Genomic DNA, 19,769 nt, shown 5'->3' with positions numbered 1-19,769 from the left:
GCGGATGTATTCGGCGATCGTATTCCTGCCGCTGATCGGCGCCATCATTGCCGGAATCATCACGGTTCTCGGTGCACACGCGCGCAATCCCGGCGGCATCGACATGCACGCCGGCGGCAGCGGAACGCACGGCAACGGCCATGCCCATGCCGCCGCGGGTCATCACGAGGCCGCGCAGGGTTCGCAGGCGGCCGAACTCATCACCACTGCGCTGCTGATCGTCTCGGCGATCCTGTCGTGGGTCGCCTTCTTCGACGTCGGAATGAACGACGGGGATATCCAGGTCCAGGTACTGCCGTGGGTGGTGTCGGGATCCCTGTCGGTCGACTGGTCGTTCCGCATCGACACGCTAACGTCGGTCATGCTGGTGGTGGTCAACACGGTGTCGTGCCTCGTGCACGTCTACTCGATCGGCTACATGTCGCACGACCCGCACCGGCCGCGGTTCTTCGCCTACCTCTCGTTCTTCACGTTCGCCATGCTCATGCTGGTGACGGCCGACAATTTCCTGCAGATGTTCTTCGGCTGGGAGGGCGTCGGCCTGGCCTCCTATCTGCTGATCGGGTTCTGGTACACGCGTCCGTCGGCAAATGCGGCGGCGATCAAGGCGTTCGTGGTCAACCGGGTCGGCGACTTCGGCTTCGCGCTGGGGATCTTCGGCGTCTTCGTCCTGTACGGCTCGATCGGCTTCGACGCGGTGTTCGCCAATGCGGCCGACGCCAGCGGCCGCTCGCTGCACATCTTCGGCGGCAACTACGACGCGCTGACCGTCGTCTGCCTGCTGCTGTTCATGGGCGCGATGGGCAAGTCGGCCCAGTTCCTGCTGCATACCTGGCTGCCGGACGCGATGGAGGGCCCGACGCCGGTCTCCGCCCTGATCCACGCCGCGACGATGGTGACCGCAGGCGTGTTCATGGTGGCCCGCCTGTCGCCGCTGTTCGAACTGTCGCCGACGGCGCTGACCTTCGTCACCTTCATCGGTGCGACGACGGCCTTCTTCGCCGCCACGATCGGGCTGGTCCAGAACGACATCAAGCGCGTCATCGCCTACTCGACGTGCTCGCAGCTCGGCTACATGTTCGCAGCGCTGGGCGTGGGCGCCTATTCGGCCGGGATCTTCCACCTGTTCACCCACGCCTTCTTCAAGGCGCTGCTGTTCCTGTGCTCGGGTTCGGTGATCCACGCCATGTCCGACGAGCAGGACATGCGCAAGATGGGAGGCCTGCGCAGCCGGATCCCGGTGACCTTCTGGACGATGGTGATCGGAAGCCTGGCGCTGACCGGGTTCCCGCTGACGGCCGGCTGGGTGTCCAAGGACGCGATCATCGAGATGACCTACGTCGCCCACAACCCGATGGCCGGCTACGCCTGGGGCATGACCACGATCGCGGCGCTGCTGACCGCGTTCTACACCTGGCGGCTGATCTTCATGACCTTCTTCGGCAAGCCGCGGGCGTCGGCGGAGGTGCTGAGCCACGTCCACGAATCGCCGTGGGTGATGCTGGTGCCGCTGCTGGTGCTGTCGGTCGGGGCGCTGGGGGCCGGGCTTGCCTTCAAGTCCTTCTTCATCGGCGCCGACTACGACAGCTTCTGGCGCGGTGCGATCTACCTGGGCGAGGAGAACCACGTCCTGCACGACATGCACAACGTCCCGTTCGCCATCGTATGGCTGCCGACGCTGATGATGCTGCTGGGGCTCGCGGCGGCGTGGTATCTCTACATCTTCAGCCCGGCGTCGGCGCCGGCGCTCGCCCGCCAGTTCGACGTGCTCTACAAGTTCCTCTACAACAAGTGGTACTTCGACGAGATCTACGACTTCCTGTTCGTGCGCCCCGCCAAGTGGCTCGGCCGGTTCCTGTGGAAGAAGGGCGACGGCTGGCTGATCGACGGCTTCGGGCCTGACGGTGTGTCGTCGCGGGTGCTGGATGTGACGCGCTACGTCGTGCGGCTGCAGACCGGCTATCTCTATCACTACGCCTTCGCGATGCTGATCGGCATCACGGCGCTGATCACCTGGTACATGTTCGCCGGGGGAGTGAACTGATGACCGGTTGGCCGATCCTCTCCGTCATCACGTTCCTGCCGCTGCTGGGAGCGCTGTTCATCTTCGCGATCCGCGGCGACGACGAGACGGCCGTGCGCAACGCCCGGTTCGTGGCGCTGTGGACGACGGTGATCACGTTCCTGCTGTCGCTGCTGATCTGGATATATTTCGACCCGACCACGCCGGACTTCCAGTTCGTCGAGAAGCGGGAGTGGCTCGGCGGCTCGATCAGCTACTACCTCGGCGTCGACGGCATTTCGATGCTGTTCGTCATCCTGACGACCTTCCTGATGCCCGCCTGCGTCCTGGCGAGCTGGAAGGCGATCGATGTCCGGGTGAAGGAATACATGATTGCCTTCCTGGTGCTGGAAACGCTGATGATCGGCGTGTTCACGGCGCTGGACCTGGTGCTGTTCTACCTGTTCTTCGAGGGCAGCCTGGTACCGATGTTCCTGATCATCGGCATCTGGGGGCACAAGCGGCGCGTCTACGCGGCCTTCAAGTTCTTCCTCTACACGTTCACCGGCTCGGTGCTGATGCTGCTCGCCATCATGGCGATGTACTGGGAATCGGGCACCACCGACATCCCGACGCTGCTGACATACGGTTTCCCGGCCGGCATGCAGACCTGGCTGTGGATCGCCTTCTTTGCCTCGTTCGCGGTGAAGATGCCGATGTGGCCGGTGCACACGTGGTTGCCGGACGCGCACGTCGAGGCGCCGACCGCCGGCTCGGTGATCCTGGCCGCGATCCTCCTGAAGATGGGCGGCTACGGGTTCCTGCGCTTCTCGCTGCCGATGTTCCCCTCGGCATCCGACATGTTCGCGCCGTTCGTGTTCACGCTGTCGGTGGTGGCGATCATCTACACCTCGCTGGTCGCGCTCATGCAGACCGACGTGAAGAAGCTGATCGCGTACTCCTCGGTCGCCCATATGGGCTTCGTGACGATGGGCGTGTTCACCGGCACGGTGCAGGGCGTGCAGGGCGGCATCTTCCAGATGCTGTCGCACGGCATCGTCTCGGGCGCGCTGTTCCTGTGCGTCGGCGTCGTCTACGACCGGCTCCATACCCGCGAGATCGCCGCCTACGGCGGCCTGGTGAACCGGATGCCGCTCTATGCGCTGGCGTTCATGGTCTTCACGATGGCGAATGTCGGCCTGCCCGGCACGACCGGATTCGTCGGCGAGTTCCTGACGCTGCTGTCGGCCTTCGAGGTCAACACGTGGGTTGCCGTGTTCGCGACGACCGGCGTGATCCTCTCGGCCTCCTATGCGCTGTGGCTCTACCGCCGGGTGATCTTCGGCTCGCTCGACAAGGAGAACCTGAAATCGATCAAGGACCTCTCGACCCGGGAGATCGTCATTCTCGCGCCGCTCGTCGTCCTGACCATCCTGTTCGGCGTCTACCCGATGCCGATCCTCGACGTGACCGCCGTATCGGTCGACAACCTCGTAACGCACTACCAGGCGGCCGTCGAACAGGCCTCCAGCCTGGCCGCGCTGGCAAACTGACGGGACCGGGCAGATGCAGGCGAACATGACATTCGCGACATTCCTGCCGGCCGCGCCGGAGATCCTGCTGGCCGTCGGCGCCATGGTGGCGCTGATGATCGGCGCGTTCCGGAACGAGAAGTCCCCCTCGATCTCCGCCGGCCTGTCGATGGCTCTGGTGATCGCGGCAGGGGTGCTGGTCTGGCTGATACCGGCAGAGGGAACGCCGGTGTTCTCGGACGGCTTCGTGCTCGACCCGTTCGCCCGCTTCATGAAGACGCTCATCGCGATCGGCTCGGCGGCGGCGATCCTGCTGTCGGTCGACTACATGCGGTTCGGCCGGCTCAACCGGTTCGAGTACCCCGTGCTCATCGTGCTGGCGACGACGGGCATGTTCGTCATGGTGTCGGCGAACGACCTGATCACCCTGTATCTCGGTCTCGAGCTGCAGAGCCTCGCGGCTTACGTGGTGGCCTCCATCCAGCGCGATTCGGCCCGTTCGACCGAAGCCGGCCTCAAGTACTTCGTGCTCGGGGCGCTTGCCTCCGGCATGCTGCTCTACGGCGCGTCGCTGGTCTACGGCTTCTGCGGTTCGGTCACCTATGCCGGGATTGCCGACTCCGTGACGACCGGCGGCGGTTCGATCGGCCTGATCTTCGGCCTGGTGTTCCTGTTCGCCGGCATCGCCTTCAAGATCTCCGCCGTGCCGTTCCACATGTGGACCCCGGACGTCTACGAGGGCGCGCCGACGCCGGTCACCGCGTTCTTCGCGTCGGCACCGAAGGTGGCTGCGATGGGCATGCTGATCCGGGTCGCCGTCGAGGCGTTCCCGGCGGCGACCGCGCAGTGGCAGCAGATCATCGCCTTCCTGGCGATCGCCTCGATGGCGCTCGGCGCCTTCGCCGCCATCGGACAGCGCAACATCAAGCGGCTGATGGCCTATTCCTCGATCGCCAACATGGGCTACGCGCTGGTGGGCCTGGCTGCCGGCAGCGAGGCCGGGGTGCAGGGCATCGTCATCTACATGGCCATCTATCTTGCCATGACGCTTGGAACCTTCGCGTTCATCCTGTCGATGCGGCGCGGCGACACCATGGTCGAGAACATCGACGACCTCGCCGGCCTGTCGCGAACCAACGGGACGGCGGCGTTCTTCCTTGCGGTGATGTTCTTCTCGCTCGCCGGCGTTCCGCCGCTCGCCGGCTTCTTCGCCAAGTTCTACGTGTTCCTGGCGGCCATCGAGGCCGAACTGTATCCGCTCGCCGTCATCGGCGTTCTGGCGAGCGTGGTCGGCGCGTTCTACTATCTGCGGATCGTCAAGATCATGTACTTCGACGAGCCCGCCGCACCGTTCGAGCGCATGGGCGGCGAGCTCAAGGCGGTGCTCGGCGTCGCAGGCCTGATCGTGCTGCTCTTTTTCGTCTATCCGGCACCGCTGGTGGAAGCGGCCGGGGCCGCGGCCAAGTCTCTGTTCTGACGATGGCCTTCGCACTCGGCCCCGCTGCCGCCGAAGCGGGCTACGGCCTGGTGCAATTCGAAACGATCGGATCGACCAGCGCCGAAGCCCTGTCGCGGGCTCGGGCGGGCGATGCAGGTCCGTCCTGGTGCGTGTCCTCGCATCAGACGCAGGGACGGGGCCGGCGCGGCCGGCCGTGGGAGACCGCTGCCGGAAACCTCGCCTCCAGCCTTCTCCTCACGACGGAGGTTTCGGGCGCAGTCGCGGCAACGCTCGGCTTCGTCGCCGGGCTGGCGCTGTCGGACGCGCTGCTGCGGGTGGTGCCGCATCTCACGGTGCGTACCGGACTGGACGGCGCTTCTGGACGTGACGGGAGCCGCTTCGAGCTGAAGTGGCCGAATGACGTCGTCGCCGGCGGCGCCAAGATCGCCGGGATACTGCTCGAATCGGAAGGGGTGCAGGGCGGCCGCACCGCGATCGTCGTCGGCATCGGCGTCAACGTCGTCAGTGCGCCTGCGGACGTTCCGTATGCGGCGGCCAGTCTGAACGAACTCGGCGGTGCGACGACCGCCGAGGCCCTGTTTGCCGCCCTGTCCGACAGCTGGGTCTCGCGCTACCTGGAGTGGGACGGGGGCCGCGGACTGGACTCGATCCGCAACGCCTGGCTGTCGCGGGCGGCGGGCCTTGGCGGCCCCGTCGCGGTAAAGATGGGCTCGAACGTCATCCGCGGAACTTTCCGGACGCTCGATTCCGATGGCTGCCTGATCGTTCGCGGCCAGGACGGCAGGGACGTGCGGATCGCCGCAGGCGAGGTCCATTTCGGAACCGTCGCGTCCGCGTAGTGGAAACCAGGGACCAAATGGCGCGATCCGAAGAACTCGTATTCCTGCCGCTCGGCGGCGTCGGCGAAATCGGCATGAACCTCGGCCTGTACGGCTACGGGCGTCCCGGCCGCTGGTCCTGGCTGATGGTCGACTGCGGGGTGAGCTTCGCCGCGGAGGAACACCTGCCGGGCATCGACCTGATCTTTCCCGACATCGGCTTCATCGAGGAGGAGCGCGGGGCGCTCGAGGGTATCGTCATCACCCATGCCCACGAGGATCACTTCGGCGCGCTTCCGGATCTATGGCCGCGATTGCGGGCGCCGGTCTACGCGACGCCGTTCACCGCCGGCCTGCTGAGCGCGAAGATCGACGAAGAGCCCGGCGCCTCGCCGGTGCCTGTCGAGGTCGTCCCCCTGGGCGGGCGGTTCAAGGCCGGTCCGTTCGACGTCGAACTGATCTCCGTGACCCACTCCATTCCCGAACCGAACGCTGTTGTGATCCGGACGCCCGCCGGCACGGTGCTGCACACCGCCGACTGGAAGATCGATGCCGATCCCGTGATCGGCCAGCCGTTCGATCCGGCACCCTTCATCGCCCTGGGCCGCGAAGGCTGCCGGGCGATCGTCTGCGATTCGACGAACGTCCTGCGCCCGGGCCGGTCGCCGGGGGAGGGCGACGTCCGGAAGGGACTGGCCGAAGCCATCGCCGAGGCGCCGCACCGGGTCGCGGTGACCGCTTTCGCATCGAATGTCGCCCGGATCCGGTCAGTCGCCGAAGCGGCAGCCGCCGCCGGGCGCAGCGTCGTGGTCGTCGGCCGCGCGATGCGACGGGTCATCGCGGTCTCGCGCGAACAAGGATTGCTGGAGGGCCTCCCCGCCTTCCTCGGCGAGGACATGTACCGGACGTTGCCGCGCGACAAGGTGGTGCTGCTGTGCACCGGCAGCCAGGGCGAACCGCGCGCGGCGCTGACCAGGATCGCAGCGGGCAACCATCCCACCGTGTCGCTGGCGTCGGGGGACCGCGTGATCTACTCGGCAAGATCGATCCCGGGCAACGAGCGGGAGATCGGCACAGTCGTCAACGCCCTGACCCGAGCCGGGATCGAGATCGTCACCGACGACACGCACCTGGTTCACGTCTCGGGGCATCCGCGCCGCGAGGAATTGCAGGACATGTACGGCTGGGTTCGCCCGGAGGTCGCCGTTCCGGTGCACGGCGAGGCCAGGCATCTGGTCGCGCACGCGAAACTCGCGCGCGAGATGAAGGTGCCGGAAGTCGTCACCGCCTACAACGGCGACATGGTCCGGCTTGCTCCGGGGCCTGCGGAAATCGTCGACGAGGTGCCCGCCGGACGCCTGTACAAGGACGGCAGGATCACCGAGCGCGAGGACTCCGACACGGTGCGCGACCGCCGCAGGCTGAGCTTCTCAGGCTTCGTCGGGGTCGGGCTGGCGATCGACGAGCGCGGCGAGGCCGTAGGCGATCCGGACATCGAACTGATCGGCGTGCCGGAGTTCGATGCAATGGGGGTGCCGTTCGTCGAACTCGTCTACGATGCGGTCGAACAGACGCTGCGGGGTCTGCCGCGGGCGCGGCGGCGCGATCCCGACGCCCTGGCGGAATCGATGCGGCGTGCGGTTCGCAACGCCGTCAACGCGGGATGGGGCAAAAAGCCCGTTTGTCATGTCTTCGTCATGACTGTATGAGCCCCGTCGTACCGGCCGGACCAGCGCGGAGTTGACTGACATGCTCGGACGTCTCAACCACGTCGCCATCGCGGTGCCGGACATTGCCGCTGCCGCTGCCGTCTACCGCGACACGCTCGGCGCGGAGGTCTCGGACGCGGTGCCGCAGCCGGATCATGGCGTCACGACGGTGTTCATCATCCTGCCGAACACCAAGATCGAACTGCTGGAGCCGCTCGGCGAGAACTCGCCTATTGCGAAGTTTCTCGAGCGCAGCCCCGATGGCGGCATCCATCACATCTGCTACGAGGTGGACGACATCATCGCCGCCCGCGACAAGCTGACGCGAGACGGTGCGCGGGTGCTGGGCGGCGGCGAACCGAAGATTGGCGCCCATGGCAAGCCGGTGCTGTTCCTGCATCCGAAGGACTTCTGCGGTACCCTCGTCGAACTGGAGCAGGCCTGATCCGGCCGACAGCCGATGCCGATCACCAGCGGACTAGCGATCTACTTCGTGCTTTGGTGGCTGGTTCTGTTTGCCGTGCTGCCGTGGGGGGTGCGCACGCAGGCGGACCGGGGCGAAGTGGTGCCGGGCTCGGAGCCGGGCTCGCCCGAGAGGCCGATGCTCGTCCGCAAGCTGGTCGCAACGACGCTCATTGCCGCCGTGATATTCGGAGTGTTCTACGGCATCGTCATGTGGGGCGGATTGACCCTGGACGACATCCCGTTGCTGCCCGACTTCAGCCGGCCGATCTAGTTATCCGTGTGAAGCGGCAATAAAAAAAGCAAGGCGTCGCCTTGCTTTTGTAGTTTCGCGCGGGACTCAGCGGCCTCTGCCTATCCCTTATTCCAGGATCGCCGTTGACGGCGAAAACCGGTGTCGCTTCCTCCCGAGACCTGGGCCGTTCCCTCACCTTGAGTGATGGGAGATCGTGGCACGTGGCCTTTTCTGCTGGTCACAATACGCAGTCGCGCGAACGTTGCAATATGTTTCTGTTCGTGAGTGGGGTGAGTTCGCCTTTCGCTCGATATGCGAGCATTTGTTCGCAATTCGAACATTGCGTTTAGCCGGAGCAGCATCTTCGCGGGTCGCCCGGCCGCCAGTGAGGTAGTGCTCGACGGCCGTCTATACAATCCCGCACCGGCGACCGCTGCCGGGTTGCCCTTGTATTTTGCGTGGCGATGCGCTTGTGTCGCGGCGCACAAGAACAGCCCGGATTCTTTCCTCAGATGCGCCTGTCACGCTATTTTCTGCCGATCCTGAAAGAGACGCCCAAAGAGGCGGACATCGTCTCGCATCGCCTGATGCTGCGCACCGGCATGATCCGGCAGGAGGCGGCCGGCATCTATGCCTGGCTGCCGCTCGGCTACAAGGTCCTGAAGAAGGTCGAGCAGGTCGTCCGCGAAGAGCAGAACCGCGCCGGGGCCATCGAGGTGCTGATGCCGACGATCCAGTCGGCCGATCTGTGGCGCGAGAGCGGCCGCTACGACGACTACGGCAAGGAGATGCTGCGGATAAAGGACCGGCACGAGCGCGACATGCTGTTCGGGCCCACCAACGAGGAAATGATCACCGAGATCTTTCGGGCGTCCGTTCGCAGTTACCGCGATCTGCCGCTGAACCTCTACCACATCCAGTGGAAGTTCCGCGACGAGGTGCGCCCCAGGTTCGGCGTGATGCGATCGCGCGAGTTCCTGATGAAGGACGCCTACTCGTTCGATCTCGATCAGGCCGGCGCTCGGGTCTCCTACAACAAGATGTTCGTCGCCTACCTGCGCACCTTTGCGCGGCTCGGGCTCAAGGCGATCCCGATGGCGGCCGATTCCGGACCGATCGGCGGCGACATGAGCCACGAGTTCATCATCCTCGCCAAGACCGGCGAGAGCGAGGTGTTCTGCGACAAGGAACTCCTCGACCTTCCGATCCCGGGCGAAGACACGGACTTCGAGGCGGACCTGTCGCCGATCGTCAGCCGCTGGCTCGAATCCTACGCGGCAACGGACGAGAAGCACGATGCCGCCAGATTCGAGGCGGAGGTCCCCGCCGACCGTCGCATCTCCGCGCGCGGGATCGAGGTCGGACACATCTTCTATTTCGGCACCAAGTATTCCGCCCCGATGAAAGCGGTCGTTGCCGGTCCCGACGGATCGGAGAATCCGGTACACATGGGATCCTACGGCATCGGCCCGACGCGGCTTGTTGCCGCAATCATCGAGGCGAGCCACGACGATGCCGGAATCATCTGGCCGGAGTCGGTGGCGCCCTTCGATGTGGGGCTGATCAACCTGAAGAGCGGCGATGCCGCAACGGATGCCGCATGCGAGGACCTATACGCAAAGCTGACCGGCGCCGGTCGCGACGTGCTCTACGACGATACGGGCGAGCGGGCCGGCTCGAAATTCGCCACGGCCGAACTGATCGGGCTGCCGTGGCAGCTCATCGTCGGACCGAAGGGACTTGCCGCCGGAGAGGTGGAGCTCAAGAACCGCGCCACCGGCGAACGCCGTTCTCTGTCTGCGGACTCCGCCGTGTCGAAACTCGCCGGTTGATACGGCCGGCCGGATTCCGGGCCCCGGGCCGATGAGCGAAACCCCCCGGGTCACGCGGCCGTTCGCCGTCTTCGAATGGATGATCGCGCTACGCTATCTGCGGGCGCAGCGCAGTGCCGGCTTCATTTCCGTGATCGCCGGGTTCTCCTTCCTCGGCATCATGCTCGGGGTCGCCACGCTGATCATCGTCATGGCCGTGATGAACGGCTTCCGCAACGAACTGATGGACAAGATCCTCGGCCTGAACGGCCATCTGATCGTGCAGGTCTACGATACGCCGTTCACCGATTTCGACGAGGTCGACGCGACGATCGACGCGATCGACGGGGTGCGCCTGTCGTTCCCGTTCATCGAGGGGCAGGCGATGGCCTCGTCCTCCCTCGGCGGCTTCGGGGCGCTGGTGCGCGGCATGCGACAGGCGGACCTGGAACGCCTCGGCACGATTTCCGACAACGTGCTGCAAGGCACGCTGGAGGGATTCGACGAGGGCGAATCCGTTGCCATCGGGATCCGCCTCGCCGAGCGCCTCGGCCTTCGTGCCGGCGACCGGATGACGCTGATCTCGCCGCGCGGAGCCGCCACGCCGTTCGGAACGACACCGCGGATCAAGTCGTATCCGGTGGCCGCGGTCTTCGAGATCGGCATGTCGGAATATGACGGCGCCTTCGTCTTCATGCCGTTTCAGGAGGCGCAGGCCTATTTCAACGAGGACGGCCTCGCCAGCGGGGTGGAGGTGTTCGTCGACGATCCCGACGACGTCGATGCATTCCGCACGAGGCTCGACGAGACGATCGAGCGGCCGATCTTCATCTCCGACTGGCGCCAGCGCAACGCGACCTTCTTCTCGGCACTCGAGGTGGAGCGCAACGTCATGTTCCTGATCCTCATGCTGATCGTGCTGGTCGCCGCCCTCAACATCATTTCCGGGCTGATCATGCTGGTGAAGGACAAGGGACACGACATCGCGATCCTGCGCACCATGGGCGCCACGCGCGGGTCGATCATGCGGGTGTTCTTCATTACCGGGGCGGCGATCGGCGTTGTCGGCACGTTCGCCGGGCTGATCCTGGGCACCCTGGTCTGCTGGAACGTCGAATCGATCCGGCAGGGCCTGTCACGCCTGACGGGTACCGAGCTGTTCTCGCCGGAACTCTACTATCTCAGCCGCCTTCCAGCCGAGATGGACGGCGGCGAGGTGGTCGCGGTGGTCATCATGGCCCTGCTGCTGTCATTCCTGGCCACGCTCTATCCATCATGGCAGGCCGCCCGGCTCGATCCGGTCGAAGCGCTGCGCTACGAATAGCGATGGACATGGCCGACGAAACGCCCGTTGCCGCGCACGTTCCCGCTGCCCTGTCGCTGTCGGGCATCGAACGGACCTACATGCAGGGCGAAAGCGCCCTGCATGTCCTGCGCGGCATCGATCTCGATCTGCCGGCGGGCGAGATCGTCGGCCTGGTCGGGCCGTCCGGCGCCGGCAAGTCGACGCTTCTGCATGTCGCCGGTCTCCTCGAACACCCCGACCAGGGAACGGTCTTCGTCGGGGGTACCGATGCGACCCAAATGGACGACGGCGCCCGCACCGCGCTGCGGCGTCGCCATATCGGCTTCGTCTATCAGTTCCACCATCTCTTGCCGGAGTTTACCGCGCTCGAGAACGTCGTGCTGCCGCAGCTCATCGCAGGGCTGCCGCGCAAGGAGGCCGAAAGCCGGGCAGGGGAACTTCTCGGCTTTCTCGGCCTCGCCGATCGCACCGTCCACAGGCCGGGGGAACTGTCGGGCGGCGAGCAGCAGCGCGTTGCGATCGCGCGAGCGGTCGCCAATGCGCCACGCATCCTGCTTGCCGACGAGCCCACCGGGAACCTCGATCCCGACACGGCCGAGCACGTCTTCGACATCCTGCTCCGGCTCGTGCACGGCACGGGTCTGGCTGCACTCATCGCCACCCACAACCTCGAATTCGCAAGCCGGATGGACCGCCGGGTGACGCTGAAAGAGGGCCGACTCGTCGAGCTGTGAGGGCGTTGCGCCGGGACGACGCGCACGCCGTGCGCGCGGTCCTGATCCGCCGGACGCGTAGCCCCATTCCGACGTCGACCAACCGCCCCGAATGCTGGATCGGCGTCCGGTCGCCCAGTTCACGATCAACGGTCACGAAACGCATCTGAATGCCGTCGCCGCGGCTTGTTCCGCGTTCGCCGGTAGATGCGGCCTGACTGAGCGGCGGGCCTTCGCTGTAGGCGGACACGACCCGCAATCTGGTGGTGTTGACACGAGAACAAAACGGGAACATACTCTGCCGATCACACAGGGAGGATCGAGCGATGATCAGGGATATTGCAGCTTTCTTCGCGGTGATCGCGTTCTCGCAGTCGGTGGCGGTCTGGGCCGATTTCGCCGCCTGGATCGGCTAGACTGCGGCGCGGCGGCGCGCGCACGGGGCACCGACTTGTCCACACCTGCCGGATGTTCCGGCGGGCATTTGGGACGGTGCGAATCGGATGGGCCTGTATTGTTGGATCGGCAGCCGCCAGATGGCGTGCCGGGGAGACATAGATGCCGGGCTTCGTCCACCTCAGATCGCATTCCGCGTATTCGCTGCTCGAAGGCGCGCTTCCGATTCCACGCCTGATCGACCTGGCGGCGAAGGACGCCATGCCGGCGCTGGGCATCGCGGACCGCAACAACCTCTTCGGCGCGCTCGAGTTCTCGGAGAAGGCCGTCGGCGCCGGCATCCAGCCGATCGTCGGGGTGACCCTCGCGGTCGATCTGGGCATCGAGGAGCCCGGCAGTCGCGGCCACCGCAAGGCGGGGCTGCCGTCGCTCGTCCTGATCGCCGCCAACGAGACCGGCTACGGCAACCTCATGTATCTCGTCAGCCGGGCCTGGCTCGACGGTGACGGACCGGGCGACGTGAACATTCCCGAACACCTGCTCGAAGGCCGCACGGCTGGACTGATCGCCTTGACCGGCGGTCCGGAAGGCCCAGTCGACCGGCTGTTGTCGACACGCAACGGCGAGATGGCCCGGGCGGTCCTGTCGCGCCTGGCGAGGCGGTTTCCCGGCGCGCTCTACGTGGAACTTCAGCGCCACGGCGCGGATGCCGAGCGCGCGGTCGAAGCCTCGCTCGTCGAACTCGCCTACGACCTGGGGCTGCCGCTGGTCGCCACCAACCAGCCCTTCTTCGCCACCCGCGACGACTTCGAGGCACATGACGCGCTGATCTGCATCGCCGAGGGGCGGATGGTGGCCGATCCGGAACGGCGGCAGCTGACGCCCGAACACTACCTGAAGTCCCGCGCCGAGATGGTGGCGCTGTTCGAGGACCTGCCCGAAGCGCTCGCATCGACGATCGAGATCGCCGAGCGTTGCAGCTACCGCCCGATGACGCGCGCGCCGATCCTGCCGCGCTTCACGTCCGAATCCGCTGCCGCGGAGACGCAGGACGAGGCGGCCGAATTGCGGGTTCAGGCCGTCGACGGCCTGGAGAAGCGGCTGGCGTTTCACGGCACCGCGCCGGGGACGGATGCCTCCGAGTACCGGGCGCGGCTGGAATTCGAACTCGGCGTGATCGAGGGCATGGCCTATGCCGGCTACTTCCTGATCGTGTCGGATTTCATCAAGTGGGCAAAGTCGCACAGCATTCCGGTCGGGCCGGGACGCGGTTCGGGGGCCGGGTCCCTCGTCGCCTGGGCGCTCACCATCACCGACCTGGATCCGATCCGCTTCGGGCTGCTGTTCGAGCGCTTCCTCAACCCGGAACGCGTGTCGATGCCGGACTTCGACATCGACTTCTGCCCGAACGGGCGCGATCGCGTCATCGGCTACGTGCAGGACAAATACGGGCGCGACGACGTCGCCCAGATCATCACCTTCGGAACCCTGCAGGCGCGCGCCGTCGTGCGCGACGTCGCCCGCGTGCTTGGCATCCCCTACGGCCGTGCCGACCAGCTTTCGAAGATGATCCCGGCCAATCCGGCCAACCCGGTGAAGCTTGCCGAGGCGATCGAGGGCGAGCCCCGCCTGCAGCAGGCGCGCGACGAGGATCCGGCGACTGCCCGGCTGCTGGCCATCGCGCTGAAGCTCGAAGGGCTCTACCGCCATGCCTCGACGCACGCCGCGGGCGTCGTCATCGGCGATCGGCCGCTCGACCAGCTCGTGCCGCTCTACAAGGACCCGCGCTCGGCGATGCCGGCGACCCAGTTCAACATGAAGTGGACGGAAGCGGCGGGCCTGGTGAAGTTCGACTTTCTCGGCCTGAAGACGCTGACGGTCCTCGACATCACCGCCAAGCTGCTGCGCCAGCGCGGGGTCGAGGTCGATCTGGCGGCGCTGCCGCTGGACGACGCGAAGACCTACGAGATGCTCTCGCGCGGCGAGACGGTCGGCGTGTTCCAGCTGGAATCCGGCGGCATGCGGTCGGCGATCCTCGGCATGAAGCCCGACCGCTTCGAGGACATCATCGCGCTGGTCGCCCTCTACCGGCCGGGGCCGATGGCGAACATCCCGACCTACAACGACCGCAAGCACGGCCGCGAGACGCCGGACTACATCCACGACAAGATCGAGCCGATCCTGAAGGAGACCTTCGGGGTCATCATCTACCAGGAGCAGGTGATGCAGATCGCCCAGGTCCTGGCCGGTTACTCGCTCGGCGAAGCCGACCTGCTGCGCCGGGCGATGGGCAAGAAGATCCGCGCGGAGATGGAGAAGCAGCGCCGGCGCTTCGTCGACGGGGCGGTGGACAACGGCGTGGAGCGGCACCAGGCCGAGTACATCTTCGAGCTGCTCGCCAAGTTCGCCGACTACGGCTTCAACAAGTCGCACGCCGCCGCCTACGCGCTCGTCGCCTACCAGACCGCCTACCTGAAGGCCAATTACCCGACAGAGTTCCTTGCCGCCTCGATGACGCTCGACATGGGCAATGCCGACAAGGTGAACCTGTTCCGCCGCGAGGCGGAGCGGATGGGGATCGCCGTGCTGCCGCCGTCGGTCAACAGCTCCGTCGTCGACTTCTCCGTGCAGGACGGGGCGATCCGCTATTCGCTCGCCGCTCTGCGCAACGTCGGTCGCGCCGCCGTCGAGCACATCGTCGAGGTGCGCGGCGACCGGCCGTTCGAGGATCTCGCCGATTTCGCCGCCCGGATCAGCCCGCGCTTCCTCAACAAGCGGGCTCTGGAAGGGCTGGCGTCGGCGGGCGCGATGGACGTGTTCGACGACAACCGCGCCCGCATGTTCGAGGCCGCCGGCAAGGTGCTCGAAACGGCCGCGCGCGAGGAGGCGGGCAGGAGCGGCGGCCAGAACGGCTTCGATTTCTTCGGCAGCGGCAAGGCCCAGCCGCTGCCGCTGCCGGCGGTCGAGCCGTGGCTGCCGGCGGAGCGCCTGACCCGCGAGTACGATGCGATCGGCACGTTCCTGTCCGGCCATCCGCTGGACGAGTACAAGGCCGTGCTCGAGCAGCGCAAGGTGCGCACGATCGCGGAATTCGAGGAAGCGGCGCGGTCGGGCCGCGCCTCCGGGCGGATTGCCGGAATCGTCGTGTCGAAGACCGAGAACCGCACGCGCACCGGCGGGCGCATGGGCATCGTCACACTGTCGGATCCGACCGGCCAGGTCGAGGCGGTCGCCTTCTCGGAGTTCCTGACGGAGAACCGGCATCTTCTGGAAACCGGCACCTGCGTCGAGGTGCTCGTCCAGGTGGACCAGATGGGGGACATGCAGCGGCTGCGCCTGCAGAAGGTCCGCCAACTCGACGACATCGCCGAAGCCGCGGCCGGCGGAATCCGCATCTTCCTGCGCGGCGCGGCGACGGTGGAGAGCGTCGCCAGGCGGCTGGGCGAGCCGGGCGAGGGCGAGGTGTCGATCGTGGTGATGGTCGACGAGCCGCGTTCCGAGGTCGAGATCCGGCTGCCGCAGCGCTACCGGGTGGCGCCCCAGATCACCGCTGCGATCCGGGCCGCGCCCGGGGTGGTCGACGTCCACGAATACTGACGTCCGCGCGGCGCCGGCCCTGGTCGCCCCGGTCGATGCTGCCCGAAAGATGTTGAATCGCGCCTGCAGACCCCATATAAGGCGCTCATCACGCACGCGGGCATCCGCGCGCGCCGTTATTGCTGCGGCTCGTGCTTTCCGGTGCCGGGGACGTCGATCTCCGGCTCCGCCCGCGGAGGATCAACCGGATATGGAGACGACAGAGCCATGACTCTGCCCACTTTTTCTATGCGCCAGCTTCTCGAGGCCGGTGTGCACTTCGGCCACCAGAGCCACCGCTGGAACCCCAAGATGCAGTCCTACATCTACGGGGAACGCAACAACATCCACATCATCGACCTGGCCCAGACCGTTCCGCTCATGCACCGCATGCTGCAGGCCGTCAGCGATACGGTCGCCCAGGGCGGTCGCATCCTGTTCGTCGGCACCAAGCGCCAGGCCTCCGAGGCGGTCGCTGACGCCGCACGCCGCTGCGCGCAGTATTATGTCAATTCGCGCTGGCTCGGCGGGACGCTGACCAACTGGAAGACCATCTCGCATTCGATCCAGCGGCTCCGCCATCTCGAGGAACTGCTCGGCGACTCGGGCGCGGCGATGGCGCTGACCAAGAAGGAGCGCCTCAAGCTCACCCGCGAGCGGGAGAAGCTGGAACGGGCGCTTGGCGGCATCAAGGACATGGGCGGCCAGCCCGACATGCTGTTCGTGATCGACACCAACAAGGAATCGATCGCGATCAAGGAGGCCCGCCGCCTCGGCATTCCGGTCGCCGCGGTGATCGACTCCAACTGCGATCCCGACGGGATCACCTATCCCGTGCCGGGCAACGACGATGCCGGCCGCGCGCTGAACTTCTACTGCGACATGGTTGCCCGCGCGGCGATCGACGGCATCTCGCGCGCCCAGGGCGACATCGGCATCGACCAGGGCGCCGCCGAGGAGCCGGTCGTCGAGGAGGCGCTGGAGGAGGCCGCCGCCGCGCCGGAAGTCGCCGCCACGCCGCAGGCCGAGGCCACTCCGGAAGAGGTCATCACGGTGCCGGACGTCGAGGCTCCGACCTTCGAACTGCTGGCGGCTCCCCGCGGCGCGCCGGACGATCTGAAGAAGATCACCGGCGTCGGACCGGTTCTCGAGCAGAAGCTCAACGACATGGGGGTCTTCCATTACTGGCAGATCGCCACGCTCGGCGAGGAGGACGGCCGCAAGATCGACGACGAACTCGCGCTGCACGGCCGCATTTCCCGTGACGACTGGATCGGCCAGGCCCGTCGGCTTGCCGAAGGCGACGCCGAGTAGGGGCGCGCAGGCCCCTGCGGGGCCGTACCGGACTGTACCGCGGAGCGGGCCGGACGACCGGCCCGCCCGCCGACCGTCAGAATTCAGGAGGCCGAAATGGCAAACATCACCGCGACGATGGTGAAAGCCCTGCGCGAACAGACCGGCGCAGGCATGATGGACTGCAAGACCGCGCTCGCCGAGAACGACGGCGACATGGAGGCCGCGATCGACTGGCTGCGTGCCAAGGGGCTGTCGAAGGCCGCCAAGAAGGCCGGCCGTGTCGCCGCAGAGGGCCTCGTCGCGGTCGCCGGCGACGGCGGCAAGGGCGTCGTCGTCGAGGTCAACGCCGAGACGGATTTCGTCGCGCGCAACGAGACCTTCCAGTCGATGGTGCGCTCGATTGCCGACGTCGCGCTGTCCGTCGGCGGCGACTTCGAGGCGCTGTCGCAGGCAGGCTTCCCCGGCACGTCGAAGACGGTCGCCGAGCACGTCCAGGAAATGGTCGGCCAGATCGGCGAGAACCTCACCCTGCGCCGCTCCGCCGGCTTCGAAGTCTCGCCCGGCGTCGTGTCGACCTACATGCACAGCGCGACGGCGCCCGGACTGGGCCGGATCGGCGTGCTGGTGGCGCTGGAGTCGGCCGGCGACGCCGGCAAGCTGGAGGCGTTCGGACGTCAGGTCGCCATGCACGTCGCGGCGACGAACCCGCTCGCCGTCGACGTTGACGGCGTCGATCCGGCCGTCGTCGAGCGCGAGCGCGGCGTCTTTCGCGAGCAGGCGCGCGAATCCGGCAAGCCCGACAACATCATCGAGAAGATGGTGGAAGGCCGGGTGCGCAAGTTCTACGAGGAGTCCGTCCTGCTGAAGCAGGCCTTCGTCATCGATCCCGACAAGACCGTCGAGCAGGCGCTCAAGGATGCGCAGGGCGACATCGGCGCGCCCGTCAGGCTCGTCGGCTTCGTCAGGTTCGCGCTAGGCGAAGGCATCGAGAAGGACGAGACCGACTTTGCGGCCGAAGTGGCCGCCGCGGTCAGCGGCTGAGGCAAGGTCCGCGGCGCTCCCGAAAGGCCCCACGATGCCGGCGTCCCCCGCTTACAAGCGCGTGCTCCTGAAGGTCTCCGGCGAGGCGTTGATGGGAGAGGGGACGTTCGGCGTTGACATGGGAGTGCTCGACCGGATCGCCGGCGAAGTCGCAGCCGCCGCGCGTTCCGGCGTCGAGATGGCGATCGTCGTCGGTGGCGGCAACATCTTCCGCGGTGTCGCCGGCGCCGCGCGCGGAATGGACCGCGCCACCGCCGACGGCATGGGAATGCTGGCGACCGTCATGAACGCGGTGGCGCTGGCCTCCGCGATCGAGCAGGCCGGCGCCCCGGCGCGGGCGCTCTCGGCGATCGCGATGGAAGCGATCTGCGGCACGCTGACCCGGCAACGGGGGCTGGACCTGCTCGCCGCCGGTACCGTCGTCGTCTGTGCCGCGGGGACCGGCAACCCGTTCTTCACCACCGATACCGCCGCGGCGTTGCGGGCCGCCGAACTCGGGTGCGACGTGATCCTCAAGGGGACCCAGGTCGACGGCGTCTACGACGCCGACCCGAAGGTTTACCCCGACGCCAGGCGGTTCGAGACGCTGACGTTCGCGGACGCCCTGGTCCGCGACCTGAAGATCATGGACACCGCCGCCTTCGCGCTTGCCCGTGACAACGACATTCCGATTGTCGTATTCGATATCCACAATCCCGGTGCGCTTGCCGACGTCCTGACCGGCGCGGGCCGTGCGACCCTTGTCAGCGGCTGACTCGAGCGGCCATCATTTCCCTGCCGGATCGTTTCCAGTAAAGGATACCCGGAGAAGGGGCGGGAGAAGACCATGGAAGGCGATTTCGATCTTGCCGATCTGAAGCGGCGCATGCAGGGGGCGGTGAACGTTCTCAGGACGGAGTTCTCGGGGCTGCGCACGGGACGCGCGTCGATCAACATCCTCGATCCGGTGATGGTCGAGGCCTATGGATCGCCGATGCCGCTCAATCAGGTCGCCACGATCACCGTTCCCGAGGCGCGCATGATCGGCGTGAACGTCTGGGACCGGTCGTTGATCGGTGCGGTCGACAAGGCGATTCGGGAGGCCGATCTCGGCCTCAACCCCGTGGTCGACGGCCAGAACCTCCGGATACCGATTCCCGAGCTCAACGCCGAGCGGCGGCAGGAGATCGTGAAGCTTGCCCACAAGTATGCCGAGCAGGCGCGGGTCGCGGTTCGTCACGTGCGGCGCGACGGCATGGAGCACCTGAAGCGGCTGGAGAAGGATCACACGATCAGCCAGGACGAGCATCGGCAGTACTCCGATGACGTTCAGAAGCTGACCGACGGGTTCGTCGCCGAGATAGACGAGGCGCTGGCGACGAAGGAAAAGGAAGTTCTGCAGGTTTAGGGAACCGTCTATCGACGAAGCATCGT

Annotated in this window: 15 protein-coding genes; all 15 read left to right on the top strand. The window is 66.5% G+C overall.

Features of this window, described 5'->3' with window-relative positions:
• Nucleotides 1–4 precede the first annotated feature (4 nt).
• The 15 genes from nuoL (at nucleotide 5) to frr (ending at nucleotide 19,743) form a co-directional block, all read left to right on the top strand.
• Nucleotides 5–2,044, top strand: a complete 2,040-nt coding sequence (nuoL, locus tag V3328_RS24420; RefSeq protein WP_340332350.1) for an NADH-quinone oxidoreductase subunit L — start codon at nucleotides 5–7, stop codon at nucleotides 2,042–2,044.
• Complete coding sequence (locus tag V3328_RS24415; RefSeq protein ID WP_340332349.1) at nucleotides 2,044–3,555, top strand: NADH-quinone oxidoreductase subunit M; 1,512 nt, start codon at nucleotides 2,044–2,046, stop codon at nucleotides 3,553–3,555. The genes nuoL and V3328_RS24415 overlap by 1 nt, the downstream gene beginning before the upstream one ends.
• 25 nt (nucleotides 3,556–3,580) lie before the next feature.
• The gene (gene nuoN / locus V3328_RS24410) at nucleotides 3,581–5,011 is read left to right on the top strand and encodes an NADH-quinone oxidoreductase subunit NuoN (RefSeq protein ID WP_378759468.1); all 1,431 of its coding nucleotides are present in this window, start codon (nucleotides 3,581–3,583) and stop codon (nucleotides 5,009–5,011) included.
• Nucleotides 5,012–5,013: 2 nt separating this feature from the next.
• The gene (locus V3328_RS24405) at nucleotides 5,014–5,832 is read left to right on the top strand and encodes a biotin--[acetyl-CoA-carboxylase] ligase (RefSeq protein ID WP_340332347.1); all 819 of its coding nucleotides are present in this window, start codon (nucleotides 5,014–5,016) and stop codon (nucleotides 5,830–5,832) included.
• 17 nt (nucleotides 5,833–5,849) lie between these two features.
• Nucleotides 5,850–7,520 (top strand): ribonuclease J, encoded by a 1,671-nt coding sequence (locus tag V3328_RS24400; protein ID WP_340332346.1) that lies wholly within the window; start codon nucleotides 5,850–5,852, stop codon nucleotides 7,518–7,520.
• Nucleotides 7,521–7,560: 40 nt separating this feature from the next.
• The gene (mce, locus tag V3328_RS24395; protein ID WP_340332345.1) at nucleotides 7,561–7,965 is read left to right on the top strand and encodes a methylmalonyl-CoA epimerase; all 405 of its coding nucleotides are present in this window, start codon (nucleotides 7,561–7,563) and stop codon (nucleotides 7,963–7,965) included.
• 15 nt (nucleotides 7,966–7,980) lie between these two features.
• Nucleotides 7,981–8,256, top strand: coding sequence for a DUF1467 family protein (locus V3328_RS24390; protein WP_340332344.1), 276 nt, complete (start codon nucleotides 7,981–7,983; stop codon nucleotides 8,254–8,256).
• A 473-nt stretch (nucleotides 8,257–8,729) separates the two neighbouring features.
• Nucleotides 8,730–10,049 carry a proline--tRNA ligase gene (proS, locus tag V3328_RS24385; protein WP_340332343.1) on the top strand — a complete coding sequence of 440 codons (1,320 nt, stop codon included), beginning with the start codon at nucleotides 8,730–8,732 and terminating at the stop codon, nucleotides 10,047–10,049.
• A 31-nt stretch (nucleotides 10,050–10,080) separates the two neighbouring features.
• Nucleotides 10,081–11,352, top strand: coding sequence for a lipoprotein-releasing ABC transporter permease subunit (locus V3328_RS24380; protein WP_340332342.1), 1,272 nt, complete (start codon nucleotides 10,081–10,083; stop codon nucleotides 11,350–11,352).
• Between the two features lie 8 nt (nucleotides 11,353–11,360).
• On the top strand, nucleotides 11,361–12,068 hold the full coding sequence (locus V3328_RS24375; protein ID WP_340332341.1) for an ABC transporter ATP-binding protein: 708 nt from the start codon (nucleotides 11,361–11,363) through the stop codon (nucleotides 12,066–12,068).
• 537 nt (nucleotides 12,069–12,605) lie between these two features.
• Nucleotides 12,606–16,040, top strand: coding sequence for a DNA polymerase III subunit alpha (gene dnaE / locus V3328_RS24370; protein ID WP_340332340.1), 3,435 nt, complete (start codon nucleotides 12,606–12,608; stop codon nucleotides 16,038–16,040).
• A gap of 207 nt (nucleotides 16,041–16,247) precedes the next feature.
• On the top strand, nucleotides 16,248–17,333 hold the full coding sequence (locus V3328_RS24365; RefSeq protein ID WP_340332339.1) for a 30S ribosomal protein S2: 1,086 nt from the start codon (nucleotides 16,248–16,250) through the stop codon (nucleotides 17,331–17,333).
• Nucleotides 17,334–17,429: 96 nt separating this feature from the next.
• Nucleotides 17,430–18,356: a translation elongation factor Ts gene (gene tsf / locus V3328_RS24360; protein ID WP_340332338.1), complete on the top strand. Its 927-nt coding sequence runs from the start codon at nucleotides 17,430–17,432 to the stop codon at nucleotides 18,354–18,356.
• A gap of 34 nt (nucleotides 18,357–18,390) precedes the next feature.
• On the top strand, nucleotides 18,391–19,110 hold the full coding sequence (gene pyrH / locus V3328_RS24355) for a UMP kinase (protein ID WP_340332337.1): 720 nt from the start codon (nucleotides 18,391–18,393) through the stop codon (nucleotides 19,108–19,110).
• A 72-nt stretch (nucleotides 19,111–19,182) separates the two neighbouring features.
• Entirely contained in the window at nucleotides 19,183–19,743 is a 561-nt protein-coding gene (gene frr, locus V3328_RS24350) for a ribosome recycling factor (protein ID WP_340332336.1), read from the top strand.
• The last annotated feature ends 26 nt before the right edge of the window (nucleotides 19,744–19,769 follow it).

This window comes from Microbaculum marinum (assembly GCF_037855135.1).
Taxonomy (GTDB): Bacteria; Pseudomonadota; Alphaproteobacteria; order Rhizobiales; family Tepidamorphaceae; genus Microbaculum; species Microbaculum marinum.
Note: the sequence above shows the minus strand (reverse complement) of the source record. Positions and strands in the feature narration are given on the sequence as shown.

What these genes read in the sequence shown, in the direction of transcription:
- pyrH (WP_340332337.1), top strand. Translation starts at nt 18,391, where the DNA reads ATGCCGGCGTCCCCCGCTTACAAGCGCGTGCTCCTGAAGGTCTCCGGC.
- nuoN (WP_378759468.1), top strand. Translation starts at nt 3,581, where the DNA reads ATGACATTCGCGACATTCCTGCCGGCCGCGCCGGAGATCCTGCTGGCC.
- V3328_RS24390 (WP_340332344.1), top strand. Translation starts at nt 7,981, where the DNA reads ATGCCGATCACCAGCGGACTAGCGATCTACTTCGTGCTTTGGTGGCTG.
- nuoL (WP_340332350.1), top strand. Translation starts at nt 5, where the DNA reads ATGTATTCGGCGATCGTATTCCTGCCGCTGATCGGCGCCATCATTGCC.
- proS (WP_340332343.1), top strand. Translation starts at nt 8,730, where the DNA reads ATGCGCCTGTCACGCTATTTTCTGCCGATCCTGAAAGAGACGCCCAAA.
- V3328_RS24375 (WP_340332341.1), top strand. Translation starts at nt 11,361, where the DNA reads ATGGCCGACGAAACGCCCGTTGCCGCGCACGTTCCCGCTGCCCTGTCG.
- V3328_RS24365 (WP_340332339.1), top strand. Translation starts at nt 16,248, where the DNA reads ATGACTCTGCCCACTTTTTCTATGCGCCAGCTTCTCGAGGCCGGTGTG.
- dnaE (WP_340332340.1), top strand. Translation starts at nt 12,606, where the DNA reads ATGCCGGGCTTCGTCCACCTCAGATCGCATTCCGCGTATTCGCTGCTC.
- V3328_RS24415 (WP_340332349.1), top strand. Translation starts at nt 2,044, where the DNA reads ATGACCGGTTGGCCGATCCTCTCCGTCATCACGTTCCTGCCGCTGCTG.
- tsf (WP_340332338.1), top strand. Translation starts at nt 17,430, where the DNA reads ATGGCAAACATCACCGCGACGATGGTGAAAGCCCTGCGCGAACAGACC.
- V3328_RS24405 (WP_340332347.1), top strand. Translation starts at nt 5,014, where the DNA reads ATGGCCTTCGCACTCGGCCCCGCTGCCGCCGAAGCGGGCTACGGCCTG.
- mce (WP_340332345.1), top strand. Translation starts at nt 7,561, where the DNA reads ATGCTCGGACGTCTCAACCACGTCGCCATCGCGGTGCCGGACATTGCC.
- V3328_RS24400 (WP_340332346.1), top strand. Translation starts at nt 5,850, where the DNA reads ATGGCGCGATCCGAAGAACTCGTATTCCTGCCGCTCGGCGGCGTCGGC.
- frr (WP_340332336.1), top strand. Translation starts at nt 19,183, where the DNA reads ATGGAAGGCGATTTCGATCTTGCCGATCTGAAGCGGCGCATGCAGGGG.
- V3328_RS24380 (WP_340332342.1), top strand. Translation starts at nt 10,081, where the DNA reads ATGAGCGAAACCCCCCGGGTCACGCGGCCGTTCGCCGTCTTCGAATGG.